Origin of the sequence: Hippea sp. KM1, assembly GCF_000526195.1 — a bacterium.
Classification (GTDB): Bacteria; Campylobacterota_A; Desulfurellia; order Desulfurellales; family Hippeaceae; genus Hippea.
In genome coordinates, this window is the sequence record NZ_JAFP01000001.1 from 1,634,385 (window position 1) to 1,655,810 (window position 21,426).

23 protein-coding genes are annotated in these 21,426 nt (G+C 43.0%); 12 read left to right on the top strand and 11 right to left on the bottom strand.

Going from position 1 to position 21,426, the window contains the following annotated elements:
* The first annotated feature begins 1 nt into the window (after window position 1).
* Together D891_RS0108425 and D891_RS0108430 are read left to right on the top strand one after the other, a co-directional pair.
* Window positions 2-1,150 (top strand): nicotinate phosphoribosyltransferase, encoded by a 1,149-nt coding sequence (locus D891_RS0108425; RefSeq protein ID WP_025270668.1) that lies wholly within the window; start codon window positions 2-4, stop codon window positions 1,148-1,150.
* Complete coding sequence (locus D891_RS0108430; protein WP_025270669.1) at window positions 1,143-1,910, top strand: TatD family hydrolase; 768 nt, start codon at window positions 1,143-1,145, stop codon at window positions 1,908-1,910. The genes D891_RS0108425 and D891_RS0108430 overlap by 8 nt, the downstream gene beginning before the upstream one ends.
* On the opposite strand, the gene D891_RS0108435 is transcribed toward D891_RS0108430, so the two are convergent.
* The 11 genes from D891_RS0108435 to mnmA are packed head-to-tail and all read right to left on the bottom strand — an operon-like array spanning window position 1,894 to window position 11,203.
* On the bottom strand, window positions 1,894-2,745 hold the full coding sequence (locus D891_RS0108435; RefSeq protein ID WP_025270670.1) for a phosphatase PAP2 family protein: 852 nt from the start codon (window positions 2,743-2,745) through the stop codon (window positions 1,894-1,896). The genes D891_RS0108430 and D891_RS0108435 overlap by 17 nt on opposite strands.
* Window positions 2,742-3,587 carry a diacylglycerol/lipid kinase family protein gene (locus tag D891_RS09615; protein ID WP_025270671.1) on the bottom strand — a complete coding sequence of 282 codons (846 nt, stop codon included), beginning with the start codon at window positions 3,585-3,587 and terminating at the stop codon, window positions 2,742-2,744. Before D891_RS09615 ends, D891_RS0108435 begins: the two co-directional genes overlap by 4 nt.
* Window positions 3,584-4,354, bottom strand: coding sequence for an MBL fold metallo-hydrolase (locus D891_RS0108445; RefSeq protein ID WP_051453581.1), 771 nt, complete (start codon window positions 4,352-4,354; stop codon window positions 3,584-3,586). Before D891_RS0108445 ends, D891_RS09615 begins: the two co-directional genes overlap by 4 nt.
* Window positions 4,342-5,574, bottom strand: coding sequence for a tRNA (N(6)-L-threonylcarbamoyladenosine(37)-C(2))-methylthiotransferase MtaB (mtaB, locus tag D891_RS0108450; protein WP_025270673.1), 1,233 nt, complete (start codon window positions 5,572-5,574; stop codon window positions 4,342-4,344). Before mtaB ends, D891_RS0108445 begins: the two co-directional genes overlap by 13 nt.
* Window positions 5,571-6,134, bottom strand: a complete 564-nt coding sequence (gene hisB / locus D891_RS0108455) for an imidazoleglycerol-phosphate dehydratase HisB (protein ID WP_025270674.1) — start codon at window positions 6,132-6,134, stop codon at window positions 5,571-5,573. Before hisB ends, mtaB begins: the two co-directional genes overlap by 4 nt.
* Window positions 6,131-7,003 carry a polyprenyl synthetase family protein gene (locus D891_RS0108460; protein ID WP_025270675.1) on the bottom strand — a complete coding sequence of 291 codons (873 nt, stop codon included), beginning with the start codon at window positions 7,001-7,003 and terminating at the stop codon, window positions 6,131-6,133. The genes hisB and D891_RS0108460 overlap by 4 nt, the downstream gene beginning before the upstream one ends.
* On the bottom strand, window positions 6,996-7,214 hold the full coding sequence (xseB, locus tag D891_RS0108465; RefSeq protein WP_025270676.1) for an exodeoxyribonuclease VII small subunit: 219 nt from the start codon (window positions 7,212-7,214) through the stop codon (window positions 6,996-6,998). The genes D891_RS0108460 and xseB overlap by 8 nt, the downstream gene beginning before the upstream one ends.
* A complete protein-coding gene (locus D891_RS0108470) occupies window positions 7,214-8,512 on the bottom strand; it encodes a nucleotide sugar dehydrogenase (protein ID WP_025270677.1) in 1,299 nt (432 codons plus the stop codon). Before D891_RS0108470 ends, xseB begins: the two co-directional genes overlap by 1 nt.
* 12 nt (window positions 8,513-8,524) lie before the next feature.
* Entirely contained in the window at window positions 8,525-9,286 is a 762-nt protein-coding gene (locus D891_RS0108475) for an undecaprenyl-diphosphate phosphatase (protein ID WP_025270678.1), read from the bottom strand.
* Window positions 9,273-10,142 carry a DMT family transporter gene (locus D891_RS0108480; RefSeq protein ID WP_025270679.1) on the bottom strand — a complete coding sequence of 290 codons (870 nt, stop codon included), beginning with the start codon at window positions 10,140-10,142 and terminating at the stop codon, window positions 9,273-9,275. Before D891_RS0108480 ends, D891_RS0108475 begins: the two co-directional genes overlap by 14 nt.
* A 26-nt stretch (window positions 10,143-10,168) precedes the next feature.
* A complete protein-coding gene (mnmA, locus tag D891_RS0108485; protein WP_198014816.1) occupies window positions 10,169-11,203 on the bottom strand; it encodes a tRNA 2-thiouridine(34) synthase MnmA in 1,035 nt (344 codons plus the stop codon).
* Window positions 11,204-11,282: 79 nt separating this feature from the next.
* Here mnmA and D891_RS09620 point away from each other — a divergent pair, with 79 nt between their 5' ends.
* The 10 genes from D891_RS09620 (at window position 11,283) to D891_RS0108535 (ending at window position 21,416) form a co-directional block, all read left to right on the top strand.
* On the top strand, window positions 11,283-12,020 hold the full coding sequence (locus tag D891_RS09620; protein WP_025270681.1) for a zinc dependent phospholipase C family protein: 738 nt from the start codon (window positions 11,283-11,285) through the stop codon (window positions 12,018-12,020).
* A gap of 38 nt (window positions 12,021-12,058) precedes the next feature.
* Complete coding sequence (rho, locus tag D891_RS0108495) at window positions 12,059-13,369, top strand: transcription termination factor Rho (RefSeq protein ID WP_025270682.1); 1,311 nt, start codon at window positions 12,059-12,061, stop codon at window positions 13,367-13,369.
* 40 nt (window positions 13,370-13,409) lie between these two features.
* Window positions 13,410-14,291 carry a tRNA dihydrouridine synthase gene (locus D891_RS0108500; protein WP_156919083.1) on the top strand — a complete coding sequence of 294 codons (882 nt, stop codon included), beginning with the start codon at window positions 13,410-13,412 and terminating at the stop codon, window positions 14,289-14,291.
* A gap of 36 nt (window positions 14,292-14,327) precedes the next feature.
* Entirely contained in the window at window positions 14,328-15,077 is a 750-nt protein-coding gene (locus D891_RS0108505; protein ID WP_025270684.1) for a thioredoxin fold domain-containing protein, read from the top strand.
* A gap of 89 nt (window positions 15,078-15,166) precedes the next feature.
* Window positions 15,167-16,150, top strand: coding sequence for a TRAP transporter substrate-binding protein (locus D891_RS0108510; protein ID WP_025270685.1), 984 nt, complete (start codon window positions 15,167-15,169; stop codon window positions 16,148-16,150).
* Window positions 16,125-16,616: a TRAP transporter small permease gene (locus D891_RS0108515; protein WP_025270686.1), complete on the top strand. Its 492-nt coding sequence runs from the start codon at window positions 16,125-16,127 to the stop codon at window positions 16,614-16,616. The genes D891_RS0108510 and D891_RS0108515 overlap by 26 nt, the downstream gene beginning before the upstream one ends.
* Window positions 16,604-17,863: a TRAP transporter large permease gene (locus tag D891_RS0108520; RefSeq protein WP_025270687.1), complete on the top strand. Its 1,260-nt coding sequence runs from the start codon at window positions 16,604-16,606 to the stop codon at window positions 17,861-17,863. Before D891_RS0108515 ends, D891_RS0108520 begins: the two co-directional genes overlap by 13 nt.
* 65 nt (window positions 17,864-17,928) lie before the next feature.
* Complete coding sequence (locus tag D891_RS0108525) at window positions 17,929-18,411, top strand: EAL domain-containing protein (RefSeq protein WP_025270688.1); 483 nt, start codon at window positions 17,929-17,931, stop codon at window positions 18,409-18,411.
* Window positions 18,412-18,468: 57 nt separating this feature from the next.
* Window positions 18,469-20,139 (top strand): ABC transporter permease, encoded by a 1,671-nt coding sequence (locus D891_RS0108530; protein ID WP_025270689.1) that lies wholly within the window; start codon window positions 18,469-18,471, stop codon window positions 20,137-20,139.
* Window positions 20,140-20,144: 5 nt separating this feature from the next.
* Window positions 20,145-21,416 (top strand): ABC transporter ATP-binding protein, encoded by a 1,272-nt coding sequence (locus tag D891_RS0108535; RefSeq protein WP_025270690.1) that lies wholly within the window; start codon window positions 20,145-20,147, stop codon window positions 21,414-21,416.
* Window positions 21,417-21,426 lie beyond the last annotated feature (10 nt).

Here is a 21,426-nt window from a genome sequence, read left to right on the forward strand (position 1 = left end):
TATGTATATAGCCGATGAATCAACAATAAAATCCGGCAGGGTTACGGATGTCTATTTTGAAAGGGCGCTTGAGGTAATAGGCGCAAAGGGCCTTGATAAAACGGTAAAGGCCGAGATAACGGTGAAAGGGTTGCCAGAGGGTTATGATTGGGCCGTATTTTGTGGCCTTGAAGAGGTGTTGGAGCTACTGGAGGGCAAACAGGTTAACCTCAGGGCTGTGCCCGAAGGCACCGTATTTAAGGAGAATCAACCGGTTATAGAGATAGAGGGTAAATATTCGGAATTTGCCGTTTATGAGACGGCTATTCTGGGTTTTTTGTGTGAGGAGTCGGGTGTTGCAACAAAGGCTGCAAGGATGAAGAAGGCTGCAGGCGGCAAAACCGTTCTATCCTTCGGGGCAAGGAGGATGCATCCAGCCGTTGCACCTGCCATAGAAAGAGCTGCATATATAGGCGGATGCGACGGTTTCTCAACTGTTGCGGCTGGAGACATACTCGGCATAAACCCATCCGGCACCATGCCACACTCCTTGATGCTCCTTGTGGGTGATACACTCAAGGCAGCAGAGTATTTTGATGAGGTGGTAAGCAGTAATGTCCCCAGGGTTGTTTTGATAGACACATACGGCGATGAGAAGTTCGAATCGATCAGGGTGGCAGAAAGACTCAACAAGAGGCTCAACGGCATAAGACTGGATACCCCATCATCAAGAAGGGGCAATATGAGGAAGATATTGGAGGAGCTCAGGTGGGAGTTAAACCTGAGGGGCTTTAGCCATGTTCAACTGTTTGTTAGCGGCGGTCTGGATGAGGAAAAGATCAAAGAGATAGCCGATGTGGCCGACGGTTTCGGTGTGGGCACCAGTATAAGCAATGCGCCAACAATCGACTTTTCTATGGATATAGTCGAGATAGAGGGAAAACCCGTGGCAAAGAAGGGCAAGATGTCGGGCTCAAAAAGCTTTCTAAGGTGCAATAAATGCTTCTTAAGCAACATCACACCCTACACAACATCACAAATTGAGTGCAGCTGCGGTGGGGTTATGGAGGACCTGCTCACCTATAGGATAAGAAACGGCAAGCTAATCTATGAGTTTGAGGATGTGAAAACCATAAAGGATAGATGCTTCAGGGAGCTAAGACATGTATAGAATCATCGACACGCACTGCCACATAGACATGGAGGAGTTTAACAAGGACAGGGATGAGCTAATAAAGCAGAGCAAAGCAGGTGGTGTGGATGCCATACTGGTTCCTGCTGTTGAGCCTGACGATTTTGAGAGGGAGTTTGAGCTAACCCAAGCATACGATATCGTCTATCAGATGGTGGGCATACATCCGCATGAGGCAAAAAAGGCCACGCAGGATGCGTTTGATAAGGCTATTGAATATCTGAGCAAAAATAAGTGTGTCGGTGTTGGCGAGATTGGACTCGATTATTACTATGAACACTCACCCAGAGAGATACAAAAGAGGGTATTTGACAGCTTTTTGGATATTGCAATAGAAAACGACATGCCCGTCTCCATCCACTGCAGGGAGGCCGAAGAAGACCTAATCGATATAATAAAATCAAAGAGGGGTTTAAGGGGCGTTATACACTGCTTCAGCGGCAACGACAAACTCCTAAAAGCAGGGCTCGATATGGGCCTGTATTTTGGCATAGGCGGCATCTTGACCTTTAAGAAATCCACTCTAAAGGATGTTGTTAAATATATACCGCTTGAGTTTATTGTGTTTGAAACCGACGCACCCTATTTAGCGCCCGTTCCAAAAAGGGGCAAAAGAAACGAACCGCTATACATAAGGTTTGTAATAGAAAAACTAAGCGAAATCCTAAAGAAAGACCAACAAGAGATAGCCGACATAGCATACAACAACGCCTTGTCGGTTTTTAGGTTAAACCTTTAGGATAGAAGATGGCCTTTGACACAAAATAGACCACAAAGGCCACAACAACACCGCTTACCACATCTGCAAAATAGTGATACCTCAAAACCAATGTCGCCAATATCAGCGATAGGACCACAGGCAGAATAATAAGGGCCATCTTTCTGTTTTCATCCCAAAACAGAAGCACAACAAGGAGAGATATCTCGGTATGGCCACTGGGGAAGCAGTCCTGCTTTATGTGTTCAAGCGCATTGAGCAGAGGATGAACCACATTGAAGATAACACCACCGTTTAACGGCATATTGGCCAAATAATCCAACGAATATCGAGGGCCTATGGCCGGTAAGAATATGTATCCCAAATAAGACAGATAATAACCCAAAGACAGGGCAAACAGGCTATAACTCAACCGCTTTATCTTATTTTTTGAATAGAAATAATAGATAACAAAAAACGGCAAAACATAGTAAGACAGATACGAAAGCTGCAGGTAATCCACAATCCATTTAACATTAAATACATTGAATATCAAGGCTGCATCCTTACCCAAAATAAGCCTATCAAGCTCTATCAAGATGTAATCCTTGTTATGCGGGTTTATGTAAGGCACTATAAACCCCAAAGACTCAAATACAAAGCCGATGAATATATATGGATAGAAATACCTCAACAGCCTTATAATGCGGTTGTGTGTTTCGTTATAGATGAGGAACACGCTAAAGGATATGATACCCACATACATGGAAACTATAATCCACGGCTGGGGGATGCTGCTTGTGTTGATCACAACCAACACAAGCATAAATAGATAGAAACCCAAATTTATATAATCGAATAGCCTGATATTCTTCATACTATAAGCTCGATCTCTTTTCCTGGACTAATCACAACGCTGTCTGAGAAGAACTCATCCCCGTCGATCTGGGCTTTAAAATCACCCCTAACCACTATAGGCCCCTTAGTTATAATGTGCCTAACAAACGGCGGCTCTATCCTATGCAGGCCGCTGAATATGGCAAGATTGTAATACGGCAGGGATACAGCCCTGTTTTTGCACTCACACACCACAACATCAAACAAGCAAACAAAGGGGCTAACCTTATCGGATATGGTGAAATTGCCTGCGTATTTTCTTATCTTACTGACGATTACCCACAGAGCCGATACCTTATGGCCTTCTAATTCAACCTCAAAACACCCCTTCTTCAATAGGCCCTTAAGATAGGCTGAAACGCCTGCGCTAAAATAGGCAAATTTACCCGAGATTCGCTTCAGTTTTGGGCTTACACTATGCACACTCTCGGCATCAAAACCCAGGCCTGCCATAAGCATAAAATGTTGCTTGTTTATCATGCCTGTATACGCCTTTTTTGACCTGCCCCTCTTTAAGGCCCTAACACCCCTATCCATGGATGGGCTGCCAAATAGCTCTATGGCCAGAACATTGGTGGTTCCGGCAGGCAAAACGGCCAATCTGGTTTTGCCCAGGTTGGCATTTATTATCTCATTGACAATACCATCCCCTCCGTATGCCGCAATTGTATCGTATCTTGATGCTATCCTATTTGCAATAGCCGTCCCGTCCTTTGCCCTCTGGGTGAAGAAAACATCCGCCCCACCGATTTCAGAGACGATCCTCTTTAGTTGAACGGATGAGAAGTTGTGCGCATTGGGATTCGCTATTATCGCTATCATAGCTCAACCACCATACCGTCGTATGCTGCCACCACATCCACGCCGGTTTCTGATGCAATCCGTTTTGCCACCTCCCACGGCTTCTCTTTCAAAAACGCCAGTCCAAAGTGGGTCATAATGAGCTTCTTTGGCCTATACCTTTCCAAAAACCTATAAACATCATCGGATGATAGGTGTTTAAAACCTGGGCGCCTGTGGCAGAATACCGTATTCATAATCACAATATCCGACCTGTAAAACTCAGCCAGTTCATCGAAGTAAAGCGTGTCGGGGATAAATGCAAAGCTATGGGATCCAAAGGAAAAGACAGCCCCATAGGTCTCGGTCGTATGGAGATGTTTTGCCTTAACCTCAATCTTAACGCCGTCCACCTCATAAGAGGAAAACTCGCTCTGGTTGATCAGCTGAAAATTCTTCCTGTTATAGCGCAAGATCACAGGATCGATTTCTGTTGCCTCATAGGGAGCAAGCACAACCCCCCGTTTCTTATGCCCCCCTTCGGTCATCGACTCTATAACGGCGTTTATATCGGCCGAATGGTCCAGATGCCTGTGGCTTAGAAACACACAACTCAACGAGCTGGGATGAAGCTTGTGTTTTATCGCCTCAATTAGGGCACCAGGACCTGGATCTATTGCAAACAGCTTACCGTTTAGCTTAAACCAGATGCCCCCAGATTTCCTTATCTGATTAAAGACGGTGAACCTGCCCCCGCCGGTGCCTAAGAATATCAACTGGTTGTTCGAGATCGTATTTATTCTGCCCATTCCACATATCCAAATCTGCCGTCGAATTTCTTTAGTATACCCTTTTTGAGTCCATCCCTGTATTTATCCACAAGCACAGGGAAATACTGGCTCGTTATTCCCTTGTAAAACTCGCCGTGTTGCGTCTTTACCCTTGTGGTCTCTATAACAAACTCAACCGTTTTGCCTATCATCTGCTCTATAGAGTCCTTCTTTTTCTTCTCAAATAGCTCCCTGAGCCTTCTGTTCCTTTCCCTAACAACGGGCCCTCTGGGCAGTTCAAGCCTTAGGTTGTATGCAGGTGTATTGGGCCTTTTTGAATAGCTAAACACATGGGCATAGCTTAAGGGGAGATCCTTAACAAACCCATAGGTCTCCTCAAACAGCTCATCGGTCTCACCAAAAAATCCAACAATGATATCACATCCCAAAAAAATACCCATTCTATGGCACTGGTTGGCTATCTTTTCATACTGTTGCTTTTTATAATCCCTCCCCATGAGCCTTAAGATGGCATCACTCCCCGACTGCAAAGGTATATGCAAATGCTTTGCAAACCTCCCATTCGAAACTATACCTACAACCTCCTCATCCACATACATCGGCTCTATGGAGCTTATCCTGACCCTAAAATCCCCCTCAAGTGCATCTATATCCCTAAGAAGCCCCTTAAAATCCCTGTATGAACCTATATTTGTCCCTGTTAAGACTATCTCAGAAAAACCAGCCCTTACAAGCCCCTTTATCTCAGATAGAACCGCATCCCTATCCTTATCCCTCTGCCTGCCCCTCAAAAACGGGATTATGCAATAGGTGCAGTGGTTATCACACCCCTCCTGAATCTTAACAAACGCCCTGCTCTTTTGTGTATATTGAGAGAGGGTTCTATTAATCGGATAGGTCTTGGTTGCATCGGATATATCGCTTGAAGGGTTTTTGATAAACTCTGCCATCCTGTATTTATGGGAGTTGCCGGCAAGAATAAATCTATCCTTTAACTTTTCCTCCAAATAGCTGTCACAGCCGGTATAGACCACCCTGCCCCTTTTGGCTGCCGATTTAGCTAAAAGCCTCGATTCCTTTGAGGCCTTGGCCGTAACGGCGCATGAGTTCACTATGTAAAGATGGGCAGACTCATCAAAATCAACGATTTGATGACCTTCCTTTGTCAAATCCTCTATCATCAGTTGTGTTTCGTATTGGTTGAGCTTACAGCCCAATGTCTTTATGGCTATTCTCATAGGGTTCCTTTTGTGGACGGTGTCTGATCCGTTCTCCTTATGGCGGCTTTTAAGCTGTGGGCAACGGATTTAAATACGGCCTCTGCTATATGGTGCTTATTCATGCCGCTTAGCTGTTTTATATGCAGAACCATACCACCGTTAAAGGCAAAGGCCCTGAAAAACTCCTCAATGAGTTCGGAGTCAAAATTGCCTATATTACCCCTCAATCCGACATCAAAATTCAAGTAAAACCTGTTGCAGATATCGATACTGGATAAAACCAGGGCATCATCCATGGGTATTATGGCCCATCCAAACCTCGCAAAACCCCTACCTTCTAAGGATTTCTTTATAGCTTGTCCTAAAACGATACCCACATCCTCAACGGTGTGGTGGAAATCGACCTCAAGGTCCCCTTTTGCCTTTACCATCAAGTCGATTCCGGAATGCTTCGATAAGGCAGAAAGCATATGGTCAAAAAAACCTATACCTGTGTCTATATCAAAATTGCCCTTGCCGTCTATATCAATTCCGACAACAATGTCGGTCTCCTTTGTTTTGCGTTTTAACTCTATCATCTATCCCTCTCAACAATTAATCTGGCTATGTCTATTAGATCCTTACTCCCCTCAATGCCCTCAATCTGAGAAATAGCCATCTCCTTAAGCCTTTGGGCCATATCATAAGACCTTTCCAGCCCATAAACCCTTGGATAGGTTAGGGTGTTGTTGATCTCGTCCACCTTCTTCTTGCCCAACTTCTTCTCATCCCCCACAACATCCAGGTAATCGTCTATTATCTGGAAGGCAACGCCCGCATAGAGCCCGTATTTTGCAAGCCTATTTAGCTGCTTTTCATCGGGATTGCCGCATATTGCACCGCATACAACGCTGGCCTGTATGAGCTTGGCGGTCTTATGCTTGTGGATAAAATTAACAAGCCGCTTTGGAGAATACCCCTCAAGCCTCTGCCTGGAGCTTAACACATCCACCACCTGACCCACAACCATACCACCAATACCGGCATTATTGGAAAGCCACTGGATTATCTTGACCTTTCTTGTATCGTCTATAGGGGCATCGGCTATAACACTGAAGGTATAGGTGTTGAGGCCATCACCGACAAGGAGGGCCAAATCCTCACCGTAAACCTTGTGGTTGGCTGGCTTGCCCCGCCTGAAATCATCATTATCCATAACGGGCAAATCATCATGTATCAAGGAATACGCATGCAGAAGCTCAATAGCCGCTGCTATATGGAGGCTTTCTGCATCATCTGCACCAAACATGGAGGCAGCGCACATAACAAGCATAGCTCTTATTCTCTTCCCTCCGCTCTTTGGCGTGTAGAATAAAGCCTCCTGGAATACCTTAGGGAATCTCTTAACCTCTGCAAGCTCATCTATGAAGCTATCGACCAGCTCTTTGTAATGGCTCAGCTTACTCATCGTTAAAGTCCTCTGTCTTGAGTTTGCCGTTTTCTATAGACCTTATGGTCTTTATCCTGTTTTCTGCCTCCTCAAGCTTCTTTGAGCAAAACTCAACAAGCTTCATCCCCTCCTCATATAGACCTATGGCCTCCTCAAGCATAATGTTCTCGTTCTCAAGCCTCTTTGCAATCTCTTCAAGCCTATTCAATGCCTCCTCAAAGCTCTCCATCACAAACTCCAATAGATAGCGTTTTTAACCCTATTTTTATCAACAACCCCCTTTATGTCAACAAAAACGCCACCCCTATCCACAAAGCCTATCCATTCGTCTATCCCATCCAGCAACACCTTATGCTTAACGGCCAGAACCACAAGGTCATAGCTGCTTTTGAGCCGATTCTTCCGGCTTAATTCTATACCGTATTCCTCCTTTACTTCGTCTTCATCTGCAAGCGGGTCAAATACATCGACCACAACGCCAAACTCCTCCAACTCCCTAATAATGTCTATAACCCTGCTGTTTCTTATATCAGGCACATTCTCCTTAAATGTAATACCCAACACAAGTGCCCTGCTTGATAGAACCGTTCTGCCGCTTTTTATGAGCTTCTTAACCGCCTCTTTTGCCACATATTCACCCATCGAATCGTTTATACGCCTGCCCGATAGTATAACCTCGGGGTGATAGCCTATCTCCTGGGCCTTGTATGTCAGATAATACGGGTCAACGCCTATGCAGTGCCCGCCGACAAGTCCAGGCTCAAAGGGCAAGAAGTTCCACTTGGTCTTAGCAGCCTCCAATACAGCATATGTGTTTATACCCATCATGTTGAAGATCTTGGAAAGCTCATTCATCAGGGCTATGTTTATATCCCTCTGCGTATTCTCTATGACCTTTGCAGCCTCTGCAACCTCTATGGACTCGGCGATAAAGATATTGTCGTTGTTCATCCTTCCATACACCTTAGCCAAAAGCTCGGCCGTCTCCTTATTGCATCCACTGACTATCTTGGTTATCTTATCGGGTGTATGCACCTTATCGCCAGGGTTTATCCTCTCAGGAGAATACCCAACAAAGAAGTCCTGGCAATACTTCAAGCCCGAAACCTCCTCAAGAATCGGCACGCACTCCTCCTGCGTGGCAAACGGATAAACCGTCGATTCGTAAACCACTATACTGCCCTTTTTGATGTGTCTGGCCACGGTATTCGTTGCACCCTTTAGTGGTCTTAAATCAGGAAGCTTATGGCTATCGATCGGTGTCGGCACAGCAACTATGAACAGGTCGGCCTTATCCAGAACACCCTCATCACAGCTAAACTCTATACCGTTTTTTAAAAAGTCCACACCCTTAAGCTCTCCGGTTGAATCTATACCCCTTTTTAGCTCCTCAATCCTCTCCCTTTTTACATCAAATCCGATCGTCTTAAAATACTTCGATAGGTGATACAAAAGGGGCATACCCACATAACCAAGACCAATAACGGCTATGGTTTTCTCCTTGTCTAAAAACTCCTCAAACCTCATACATTCCTCCTGCTAAACGATTAAGAAAAATAAAACAGCAATTATCATCCTATATACACCAAAGCTTATAAGTGTATACCTGCTAACAAACCCTATAAACCCCTTGACGGCTATTAAGGCAGAAAAGAATGAAACCACAAATCCTATGGCAATCAGGTGCCATTCAGAGGGTGTTATGTGTAAACCGCTTTTGTATATGTCATAACCGGTGGCTGCAAACATCGTCGGTATGGCGAGCAAGAAGGAAAACTCCACCGCCTCCTTCCTTGAAAGCCCTGCAAACATACCGCCGATAATACTTGAGGCTGAGCGTGATGTGCCCGGTATAGAGGCCAACGATTGAAACAGCCCCACAACAATCGCACCCTTATAGCCCATCTGGTCTATTCTGCCCGATGGTTTTTTCCTTTTGAAGTAAACCTCAAGCGCTATAATCAAAACACCGCCCACAAAGAGCGAATAGATAACCAGATGGGGATTAAAGAAGTAATGCTTTATGATTTTATACAACACAAAACCCACAATTCCCGTTGGTATAAAGGCAAAGATCACCCTCTTCCACATCTCAAAATCCTTCTTTAGCCTTTCAAAATACAAAAACACCACGCTTAGGATGGCCCCAAGCTGTATAACAATCTCAAATGTCTTAACAAAATCGGTCTGCTTTATGCCAAGCAGGGTGCTTGCAAGGATCAAATGCCCCGTTGAGGATATGGGCAAAAACTCCGTCAAACCCTCAACAATTCCCAATATTATCGCATCAACTATACTCATCGGCCACCCCTTTGGTTAGTTGTGATTTGAGCGTCTGCAAGATACCGCTTGCAACTATCATCAAACCGCCCGCTATTTTATAAAAGTTCAAATCCTCTTTAAAGAACAAAAATCCAAACATTACGGCAAAGAATATCTCTAAATACGACAATATACCGTACTCTATAGCCCTCAGGTGGCCTATGGCGTTTATCATAAGCGTTATGGCAAAAAGGCCGCAAACCAGGGACATAGCCAAAACCAAAGCCAAATCCCTAATAGATAAATCAAAGGAGGGTTTCAGGATAACAAGAAACGGTATAAGCGTTAAAAAACCAAAGACAAATTGAAAAAAGCTCACACTGAGCAGGCTTTCTCTATCCCTTATAGCCCTATTTGAAACTATCAGAAGCCCGTATGAAAGACCAGATAACAGGCCATAGACAAAAGAAGAGAGGCGGTTAAATGAAAATCTAAACTCAAGTGTCATAACAAGGCCGGCCATTGCAAGCCCTAAGCACAATATATCAAAACCAGAAAGCCTCTCCTTTAAAAAGAAAACACCCGCAACAGCTGCTATCTGTGGGCCTAAATATAAAAGCAAAACGGATAGCGACATAGAGGTTGTTTTTATCGATTGAATATAGAATACAATCGTGAGGCTCAAAAAGACGCCGCTTGCTATTGTCGCCTTTGATGGTAAGCCTGGCTTGACCCCTTTAAATACCAAAATAAAAAAGAGCACAACAACGGGTATGCCAAGCCTGAAAGCCGTCAATACCAGGGCATTGACATCGACGGTCTTTACAAACAGACCCAGGCTCCCCATAAACAGGGCAGCCAAAACCGCCGATAGATAACCGATTTTTTTATCCATGGAGCGATTATATAAAAAAGTTTGATTTAATCAAATGCCTCTTCTATGAATCCGGCCAAAACCACAACACCATCAAGATAAACACAGGCAACCTGGCCGGGTGTGGGTGCAAAGACAGAAGAATTAAACTTTAAAAGGAAATATGTTTCATTCAACTCAACTATGCAGGGCACCTCTTCCATCTTTGAGCGGAGCTTGGCTGTGGCCTTGAATCTCCTATCCGGTGCATACAGCAGATTCTCAACCGAGGCTTTAACTGTTCTTTTGTAAAGCTCCTTCTTTGTCGATAGCTGTATATCGCCTGTTTGGGGGTCTATTCTTTTGACATACAAAGGCTCCTTATAGGCAATCCCTAAACCCCTTCTCTGGCCAACCGTATAGCCAAATATGCCCTGATGCCTCTTAATCTTTTTGCCATTTAGCACAAAGTATCCAGCCTTATCCTTAAGTTTGTTTTTTAACAAATCCCTGTAATCCCCTTCTATGAAACAGACATCAAAACTATCCTTTTTTTGGGCCAATCCCAGGCCAAGCCTTTTTGCTATCTGTCTGGTTGTATCCTTTGAACCTATCTCGGATAGGGGAAAGATAAGCCTTTCTATCTGTTTCTCTTTTAAAAAACACAAAAAATAGGATTGATCCTTCGTTGAGTCCGATTTTGCAATAAGGGGCCTGTTGAATCTATAGCTAACCCTTGCATAATGGCCGGTTGCAAGCCTTTGGCAGCCCAACCTCTCTGATGCCTCTATAAGATAATTAAACTTAACATCCCTGTTGCAAACCACGCAGGGGTTTGGTGTTTTGCCCTCAGAATAGGTCTTAAAAAAATAGTCAATCACCCTCTTTCTAAATTCAGAGGAGTAATCAAAGCAGTGCCACTCTATACCCAAAAACTCAGCTATTCTTTCGGCCTGTTTTATGTCCGACTCATCATCGTATAGCTTAAGCGTAATGCCAACCACATCATATCCTTCCTCTTTTAGCAAAAACGCAGCTATGGATGAATCCACCCCGCCCGAAAGGGCAACAGCCACCCTCATTGCATAAACCACTATACACATTTAACACCCAAAATCCAGAATATTGGCAATGCGTATTAAAAAATTTGACTTTTGGTTTTTTTGCTGTATTATGAGGGTGATGTCAAGGTTCTTCCTGATCTTATTTACAACCGTTGTCGCCATACTGACAGCACCAAAAATCAGCTTCGCATGGGGACCTTCGGTGCATATAGGCATATCGTTGGCAAGCATGGAAAGCCTGCCGAATTACCTAAAGCTGTTGCTTGCAAGCCACCTCAATGAATATCTATACGGTTGCCTGGCTCCGGATTTCATCGTGGGAAAGAGTTTCAGCCACAAGGACAAACACTCGCACAACTGGAAGATAGGCTTCTCCATCCTGAACAGCTCAGATACAGATAAACAGAAGGCCTTTGCACTGGGCTATCTAAGCCACCTTGCAGCAGATAGCGTGGCACACGGCATAATGGCAAAGAACCTCTCGAATATAAAACACCTTTATCTGGAGAGTTTAGCCGACGCTATGTGCGAAAACTCATACAAAAAACTTGCAAAGCGCATAATGAGCAGATATAATTCGCCCTTAGACACTCACTTTAAAGAGAAGGTCGACACGGTTCTTTTCAGTTTTGGTGTAAGCAAGCTTATTTTTAAAGGTATCGTTAGGGCAACCTCATTCCGTGTGGGGGAGAAGGGGTTTCAAAGGATACTTCTGAATAAGAGGTTAGCTGAGGTTTTCTCTGTGGATTACTCTCAACTGAAGAATTATATCGAGCTTTCAAAAGAGTTTACCATAGATGTTCTTACCAACGGGGAATCCTCCTCGGTTGTAAATATAAGTGCCATAAGTGAATAATCTTTAAAAAAATAAAAACGGATGATAGAGGGGTTTTTATGTATTCAAGGGAAGAGTTAAATAAAAGGAAATTAGTGGAGCTGGTCGAGATCGGAAAGAGCCTGGGTATACCCACAACAATCAAAAGGAAAAACGACCTAATAGAGGAGATACTAAAAAGAACAACAGCCAAAGAAGAGAAAGATACCACAAAGGAGCAACAAAAGAGACAGGAAAAAGAGGAGTCCCAACCCCAAAGCCTTATGAAGGGTGAGGGCGTTTTGGAGATACTGCCGGATAACTTTGGATTTCTTCGCTCATCCAAAAACAACTATTTGGCAGGGCCAAACGACATATATGTATCACCTTCCCAGATCAAGAAGTTTGGTCTAAAAACGGGTGATTACATATACGGCCAGGTCAGGGCGCCAAAGGAGAATGAGAAGTACTATGCACTACTAAAGATAGAGCAGATCAATTACAAAGACCCCAATGAGGCCCTAAAGCGAAAGCACTTCGACGATTTGACGCCCCTATACCCAATGGAGAGGATCAAGCTTGAAACCACACCAGACAACATGTCATCGAGGGTCATGGATCTAATAACACCTATAGGTAAAGGCCAGAGGGGTCTAATCGTTGCACCACCAAGAACGGGAAAGACAATGCTCTTGCAGAATATAGCAAACAGCATAACACAGAACCACCCGGAGATAAAGATCATAGTGCTTCTGATAGATGAAAGACCTGAAGAGGTCACCGATATGAAGCGCTCTGTCAAGGCTGAGGTTATAAGCTCCACCTTTGACGAATCACCCGAAAGGCATATACAGGTGGCAGAGATCGTTTTAGAAAGGGCAAAGAGGCTGGTTGAGCACGGATACGATGTATTGATCCTGCTTGACTCCATAACGAGGCTGGCAAGGGCTTACAACTCCGTTATACCGCCAAGCGGCAAGGTTCTATCCGGTGGTCTTGATTCAAACGCGCTCCAGAAACCGAAAAGGTTTTTTGGTGCAGCAAGGAATGTCGAAGACGGTGGCAGCCTGACAATCATAGCAACAGCCCTCATAGATACAGGCTCAAGGATGGACGATGTTATATTTGAGGAGTTCAAGGGCACAGGCAACATGGAGCTGCACTTAGACAGGGGATTATCAGACAGAAGGATATTCCCGGCAATAGACATAACCCGCTCAGGCACAAGGAAAGAGGAACTTTTGGTTCCAAGGGATCAGCTCAATAGAATTTGGATCCTAAGAAAGATACTCATAGAGATGAACGACATAGACGCCATGCTGTTCCTCTTAGACAAGCTCTCAAAGACAAAATCAAACAGGGAATTCTTAGAATCAATGAACCGTGGATAGCTTCCCTTTAGATATAAAATCAAACTACTTTTTGGCCCCCATGGCGGGCTACACCGATAAGCCGTTTAGGAAGCTATGCAGGGAGTTCGGGTGTGGTTTAACATTCAGCGAGCTTATATCCGTCAACGCCATCTATTACAAAAACAAAAAAACCCTAAAACTCATAGAGAGGGATATAATCGATAGGCCTTACTGCATCCAGTTGTTTGGCGCAGATGAAAAGATATTCCTCTATGCTGCTGAGTTTGTTGAACCGTTTTGCGACTGTATAGACATAAATGCAGGATGCCCCGCACCCAAGGTCATACGGGCAAAGGCAGGCTCTTATCTTTTAAAAGAGCCAAAACAGCTCATAAAGATAGCCCAAACCCTAAAAAAACACATAAAGAAACCCATAAGCATAAAGATGCGTATGGGTTATGAAAAAACAAATCCAATTGAACTTTACAAGGAGCTTGAGCAGATAGGCATAGATTTCATCACCATACACGGTAGGCTAAAGAGCCAATACTTCAAGGGTGGGGTGGATTACAACCATATAGGTCAGATAAACAGCATCTTATCCATACCCGTTGTGGCTAACGGCGGCATCGATTCATTCAAAAAGGCCCAGGAGGTTAAAAGAATTACAGGATGCGACTATTTAATGATAGGCCAGGCGGCCATAGGAAGGCCGTTTATCTTTGAGGATCTAAACAAGGGCATAGATTCAAAAAGGGATTTAGGTTTTGTAAAAACAGTGATGAAAAAACACCTACAATACATGATAGATTTTTGGGGCGATACGGCCATAAGGCAATTTAGAAAATTCTTTCACGCCTATTTAAAGGGTTATCCCAATATAAAACGCTTCAATAACATGATAAACAACTGCTCAACCAATCAAGAGGCCCTGGCAATAATAGACCTGATAGAAAGTTGACTTGTTATATAGATAAAAATTGATAGAATGGTGCCTATGAAGAGAGTTGGTCTGGCTTGTTTGTTGTTCTTGTTTATTTTGCCCTTAAGGCTTAATGCCTCAAATGTCTGTGATAATATCAGCCTAAGCAGAATCATGCCTTATATGCCACCGGATTACAGAATCATAAGCAAAAAACTCCTTAGGGATGCAAACCTATGCGATATGCTTATATCGGTAAATGGCAAAATCATACCCGTATACGCCAACAGCAAAATAGCCATCATAGGCTCACTCTTCAAAGATGGTAAATCCATAAGCGACAAAGAGGTAAACGCATACCTGTCCAACCAATTCAAAAAGAGGTTTGATACATACGGCAAGCACCTAAATAGCCTCGTGGCCGCAGACTATTTTCCTCAACCATCAAAAAGAAACAGGTTCTTCTATCTTGTGGTTGACCCGCAATGCCCATATTCAAACAACATAAAAAACGACATCAAAAAGATATGCAATAGGCTCAAAATCGGGGCAAAACTCATCTTTATAAGCAAATACAAAGGCTCTGAGGATCAAATATCCTCCTTTGTCTGCAACAAAAAGGGATTCAGCGACTATCTAAAAGACAACTTCGGCAACACCAACAGATGCAAAAGGGGCTCAGATTACATAAAAAGGAGCAATGACCTGATAATGGACGATTTAAGGATAACAGACACACCCACCATAATCCTGCCATCGGGCAAGAAATACTCAGGTATTAATACACATCTTATTGAACAATTCATAAAAAACAACACAAAATAACACAATTGTTAAAACAATAAAACAGACTTACAGATTGACTGGGAAGGAAACTTAGCCTATATTTTCCAAAACTCTTTAGGGAGGTCTGTATGAGAAGATCGTTATTGTTGGTATTGCTGTTTTTGGTTATTGCATTCCCAAAAGCCTTTGGAAAAACCTATACGATAAACTTAGGAATCGTCACAACACCAAAGACATTCCATTACAAGGCGGCTCTGAAGTTTAAACAGATTGTCGAAAGAGAGAGCAACGGACAGATCAAGGTAATCATACACCACTCAGGCTCTGTCGGCAACGAGACCGACATCCTGCAGCAACTCCAGATGGGCGCCCTCCAGATGGGCGTTATAACGGCAGGCCCCATTGACAAATTCGTTCCTGCAATCAAGGCCATAGAGTTTCCCTTTATATTCAACAGCTATAAACAGGCAGACGAGATATTGGACGGCAAAATAGGCAGGGCTATACTCGATGAGTTCCCAAAGGCCAATTTAGTGGGCTATCACTTCTTAGAAAACGGCTTTAGAAACCTGACAAACTCCGTAATAAGGGTGCATTCTGCAAAGGACCTTAAGGGGTTAAAAATAAGGGTAATGAACAGCCAGTTCCATGTTAAGATCTGGAGGGCATTGGGCGCCAATCCAACCCCAATGCCGTGGCCCATATACACACAGCTTGCCCAGCATGTAATAGATGGACAGGAAAACCCACTGGCCGTTATCTATCAATACAAGCTCTATGAGGTTCAGAAGTATCTAACGCTCACAAGACATGTCTATTCCGCCTTGGTGTTTGTGGGAAGCAAGAAGTTTTACGACAGCCTGCCTGAAAACTACAAAAAACTCCTCTTCAAAGCAACCAAAGAGGCCTCGATATACGAGAGAAACCTCAACAGGCAAAAGGTGGCGTTCTTTTTGAAAGAGCTAAAAAAACACGGGATGGTAATTGACGAACACCCGGATATAGAATCATTCAAGGTGAGGGTTGAGCCCCTCAAAGAGCAATTTCACGGGAAGGCAAGAAGGTATTTGGAGCAAATCTTAAACTATGAGAAAGATAGCCAAAATCAGTAATCTTATAAGCAACACCATCAACAGATTAACAGAGGCGTTGGTGGTGCTGCTCCTTGTCGTTTTATCGTTCTTCATGGTGCTTTCCGTATTTTACAGGTATGTATTGAACAACTCCATCTATTACTCTTCGGAGCTTTGCAGGTTTTTGCTTGTCTATATCACATTCTTCGGTTCAACGGTGGCCTATAAACACAAAGCCCACATAGGAGTGGATGTTTTTGTTGAACACCTGCCGCATAAGGCCAAAAAGTCCGTTGAGCTATTTATAGAGCTATCTTTTCTTTTGTTTATAGTCCTTCTATTTGCTGTAAGCCTAAAGTTTATGCCTATGATGTGGCTTCAAAAAACAGCAACCCTGCAGATACCCTATGCCTATGTGTTTTTAGTCATACCCATAAGCAGCTCTATCTTTAGCATCCACATTATAAACCGCATAATGGAAATAATAGCCCAATGGTCTGGCTGATAGTAATACTATTTATATTGATAGCCCTGTCGTTTCCCATATCTTTAGCCATTGGTCTGTCCACCGTTATAGCCTTTATTAGCTCACACCTGCCGCTTTATATGATAGCCCAGAGGATGTTTTCAGGAGTCAACTCATACATGCTCCTTGCTGTGCCGCTATTTATGTTTGCTGGAGCCCTTATGGACAGCGGGGGCCTATCCAGAAGGATAGTCAGGCTTGCAGAATCCATGGTGGGGCACCTACGGGGAGGCCTAGCCATATCGGCCATACTATCGAGCATGCTGTTTGCCGGTGTCAGCGGCTCTGCTGCGGCAGATACAGCGGCCATAGGCTCCATCCTTATACCATCGATGAAAAGGCAGGGGTATGATGAAGACTTTGCGGCAAGTATTGTGGCAAGTGGCGGCTCCATTGGCGTTATCATACCACCATCGATACCCATGATTATTTACGGATTCATAACGAGCGTCTCTATCGGAAAACTCTTTATTGCGGGCATACTGCCCGGCATACTTATAGGCATCTCGCTTTCTGTCTTAGCATATATATTCTCAAAGGATAGCTATAGAACAAGGGAAAGATTCGATAAAAAAGAGTTTATAGAGGCCCTTCGAGGCTCCATATGGGCCTTAGGCACCCCGATTATAGTCATAGGCGGCATATTGGGGGGCATATTCACAGCCACTGAGTCGGCAGCCTGCGCCGTTATATACTCTCTGATTGTGGGATTTTTTATCTATAGGGAGATGAACATAAAAAAGCTATACAAGGCGGCCTTAAACAGCATAATAACAAGCTCCGTAATACTGTTCATTATTGCCGTTGCCAGCGTATTCTCCTGGTATCTCTCTATGAACAATGTGCAGGAGGCATTAAAAGCCCTATTAAGCTCTTTCTCTCATGATAGGGTTGTATTGATATTGGTTGTCAACCTGTTTTTGCTCATCATGGGAACATTTGTTGAAACAACGGCCTCGCTAATACTGTTTGTGCCTGTGGTTGCGCCCATATTAAACCAGGCAGGCCTCCACCCCATAACGGCCGGTGTCATGATCGTTACAAACTTAGCCATAGGCATGCTCACACCCCCTTTGGGTATCTGTCTAATTGTCTCATCATCCATAGCCCAGAGCAGGATACTCAGCGTCTCCAAAGCGGTTTTACCGTTCCTTGCAGTAATGATACTAAATCTGCTTATTATAGCCTTCTTTCCGCCGCTAACGACGCTATTAATCTCTTTTTAACAGCAGCTTTAAAGAAGCTTAACACTCCAGCCATACAAACATAAAAAAACTATGGAGGTGAATGCATGCAAACTGCTTCTGCCGATATAAACAGGCTTACAACAAACGCCCCAACATCGAAGCACTCAAACAGTATAGGTTTATGGAAAAACATCGTTGAAATACTTGATTTTGCGTTCCAACCCATTGTCAGTATAGAAAATGGTGAACTCCTGGCTTTAGAGGCGCTCCTCAGGAATTATCAAAAAGCTGGATTTTGTTCTATACCCAGTGTATTCGACGAAGCTTACAAGGAAGGCGTGCTGTATAAGCTGGACCTTCTTTTAAGGAGAAAAGCCCTTTCTAAATTCAAAAAGCTAAACCTCAACGGCGTTCAATTGTTCTACAACCTCGATTACAGAATACTCGATATGCCCGACTTCAGCTACGGAAACACCAAAAAAATCTTAAAAGATGCAGGCTTTAACAAAAATCACATATGTTTTGAATTAAGTGAAGTGGGCGGTAAACATGCATGGGTCAATTACCTAAGGGTTGGGCGTTTCTGAAGTCATGAAATTATTTTCAAAATTGACTTTGATCTTTTGGAGTAGTAATATTCAAATGTGAATGAGGTTAACAAGGGAAAATTAACTATATACGATGTAATTGTTGTTGGGTTATTAATTTTTGTTGTTTTGTCCATTGAAATGATGGCCAAAAGATGGGAAGCTCCTTTTGTTCCTAACGCCCACATTTCCCTCAACCCCATAAATCTTGTTAAATATACGCTTTATTCAGCGACAAGGGGTTTTATGGCTTACTTTTTATCACTAATTTTTACCCTTGTTGTGGGTTATGCTGCAGCAAAGAACAGGTATTTGGAGAAGCTCATCATACCTACACTTGATATACTTCAATCGGTTCCTGTTTTGGGTTTTCTCCCTGGTTTAATGTTAGCATTGATATCCCTTTTTCCCCACTCCGAGATCGGGCTTGAATTTGTTTCTATAATTATGATTTTTACGGGGCAGGTGTGGAATATGACCTTTAGCTTCTATCAATCCCTAAAGTCAATTCCAAGGGAACTTATCGAAGCGGCTCGCGTTTATAAACTGTCCAAATGGGCTGTTTTTTGGAATGTTGAAGTACCGTATGCAATGCCTGGTCTTGTTTGGAATAGTATGATGTCAATGGCTGGCGGCTGGTTTTTCCTAACGGTCTGTGAGGCCTTTACATTGGGCAACAAATCTTACTCAGTTCCTGGTATAGGGTCTTATATGGCTTTAGCTATAGATAAAGGTTATCTTCCAGGGGAAATTCTGGGTATAGCGGCAATGGTTGTAATGATTGTAGCAATAGATGTATTTTTCTGGAGGCCAATAAATGTTTGGGCGAGGAAATTTTCAGAAAAAGAAGATGATACAACAAAGGGCTCTATTGTTTTAGACATCCTTGTAAATTCACATGTAACGAGATTTTTTAGGGAATATTTGCTGTATAGGATGAGAGGCATTATTTTAACCAGAGCGAAGAAATCCCAAAGTTTGCATGATACAAAAAAGAGGGGTTTTCAGGATACCATCTTTACTGTTTTTATCTACGCACTTTTAGTGCTTGTTGTTTATGAGGTTTATGTGTTTGTTAGGCATGTGAGGTTGGAAGACTTTTACAAAATACTATTGGGCGATGCTGTTACTGGTCTAAGGGTTTATTTAAGTGTTGCGTTGTCTATTGCTTGGGCGGTTCCTGTTGGCATTCTGATAGGCAAAAGTTCCAAGCTTTCATCAAAACTTCAGCCTGTTGTTCAAGTTCTGGCTTCGTTTCCAGCCCCTTTAGTGTACCCTTGGTTTGTTATGCTTTTTCCAAATTTAAATTATTCGTCTGTTCTTTTAATGATGCTTGGGACACAGTGGTATATCTTGTTCAATGTAATAGCTGGTGCATCTACTGTTCCAAGGCAGTTGGAAGAGGCTACGAGAGTTTTTGGTGTCAGAGGACTGAAGAAGCTATTCACTCTTTATGTTCCCGTTATTTTTCCTTACTTGATAACAGGTATTATAACGGCTGCAGGCGGAGCATGGAATGCGAGTATTGTGGCTGAGTATATGAATATAAAGGGTAGAATTATAGAGGCTTTTGGTTTAGGTGCTATGATTAACAATTTTGCAGATTTGGGCAAGTTGCACCTTTTATCTGTGAGCGTTATTATTATGTCCTTGAGCGTTGTATTGATAAATAGACTTGTGTGGAGACCCCTTCAAAGGTTTGCGGCAGAAAGATTTTCTTTGGAGTAGATGTTATGGCTTTGATTGATGTTAAGAATGTCAGTATGGTTTTCTCTATGTCAAAAGCTGAGGAACTGAAGGTCTTGGAGGATATAAATTTATCTGTCGATGAGGGCGAGATAGTGTCAATTTTGGGCCCATCGGGATGTGGTAAATCAACCCTTTTAAGAATTATTGCGGGGCTGTTGAAGCCTACTGAAGGAGAGATTTACTATAAGGGCAAAAAGCAAGTGGGTGTAAACGATAACATGGCTATGGTTTTCCAAAATTTTGCTTTGTTCCCTTGGAAAACAGTATGGGAAAATATTGAAATAGGTGTAAAAAATCCAGACTCAAATATTGAAGAGAGAATAAAGCATGTAATTGATATGGTAGGCTTGGAAGGTTTTGAAGAGGTTTATCCTAAGAATCTGTCGGGCGGGATGAAACAGAGAGTTGGTATTGCGAGGGCGTTGGTTTCTGACCCAGAGGTATTGTGTATGGATGAACCCTTTAGTGCGTTGGATGTTTTGACTGCAGAGAACCTAAGGGAAGAGGTAATGGATCTTTGGTTCTCTGGCGACACCACCTTGAAAAATATCATCATCATTACACATAATGTTACGGAAGCTGTTTATATGGCCGACAAAATCGTTATAATGTCAACCAAACCGGGCAAAATAGAGCTTGTTTACGATAACAACCTACCCCATCCGAGAATTCAAAATAGTCCACAGTTTTTAAAGGTGGTTGAGACCATAAGGGGTTATTTGACAAGGCACATAGTTCCCGATGAACCGCAGAAGAAAATATTCAAACAGATTTTGCCCTTACCACCAACCACTGTTAGCGAGGTTATAGGTTTGCTTGAAATATTGGATGATAATGATGGTAGAATGGATATGTTTGAACTTTCAGAAAGGATCCATAGGAGATTTACCTCCGTAATGCTCATATCTACAGCGGCAGAGTTTTTGGGATTTGTCGAGACCCCTCTTAAGTGGGTTGTACTCACAAAGATGGGGAGGAAATTCTTAGATGCTGATGTCAATTTGAGAAAAGAGATATTTAGAGCTCAGTTACTGAAATTGCCTATTGTAAAAGAGTTCGTGAGGTTTACACAAGATAACGATAGTGTGGTTAGTTTTGGTGAAGCAAGGGCATTTTTGAAAGGGCTTTTACCCGAAGAGAAAGCGTTGACGGTTTTGAGGACTATTTTGAACTTTTGTATGTATGCCGAGATCTTGGATTATGATTCAAGGGAGAATGAAATTTCATTGAATCCTGACATTGATATTAAGGTATAACTTACTAAGG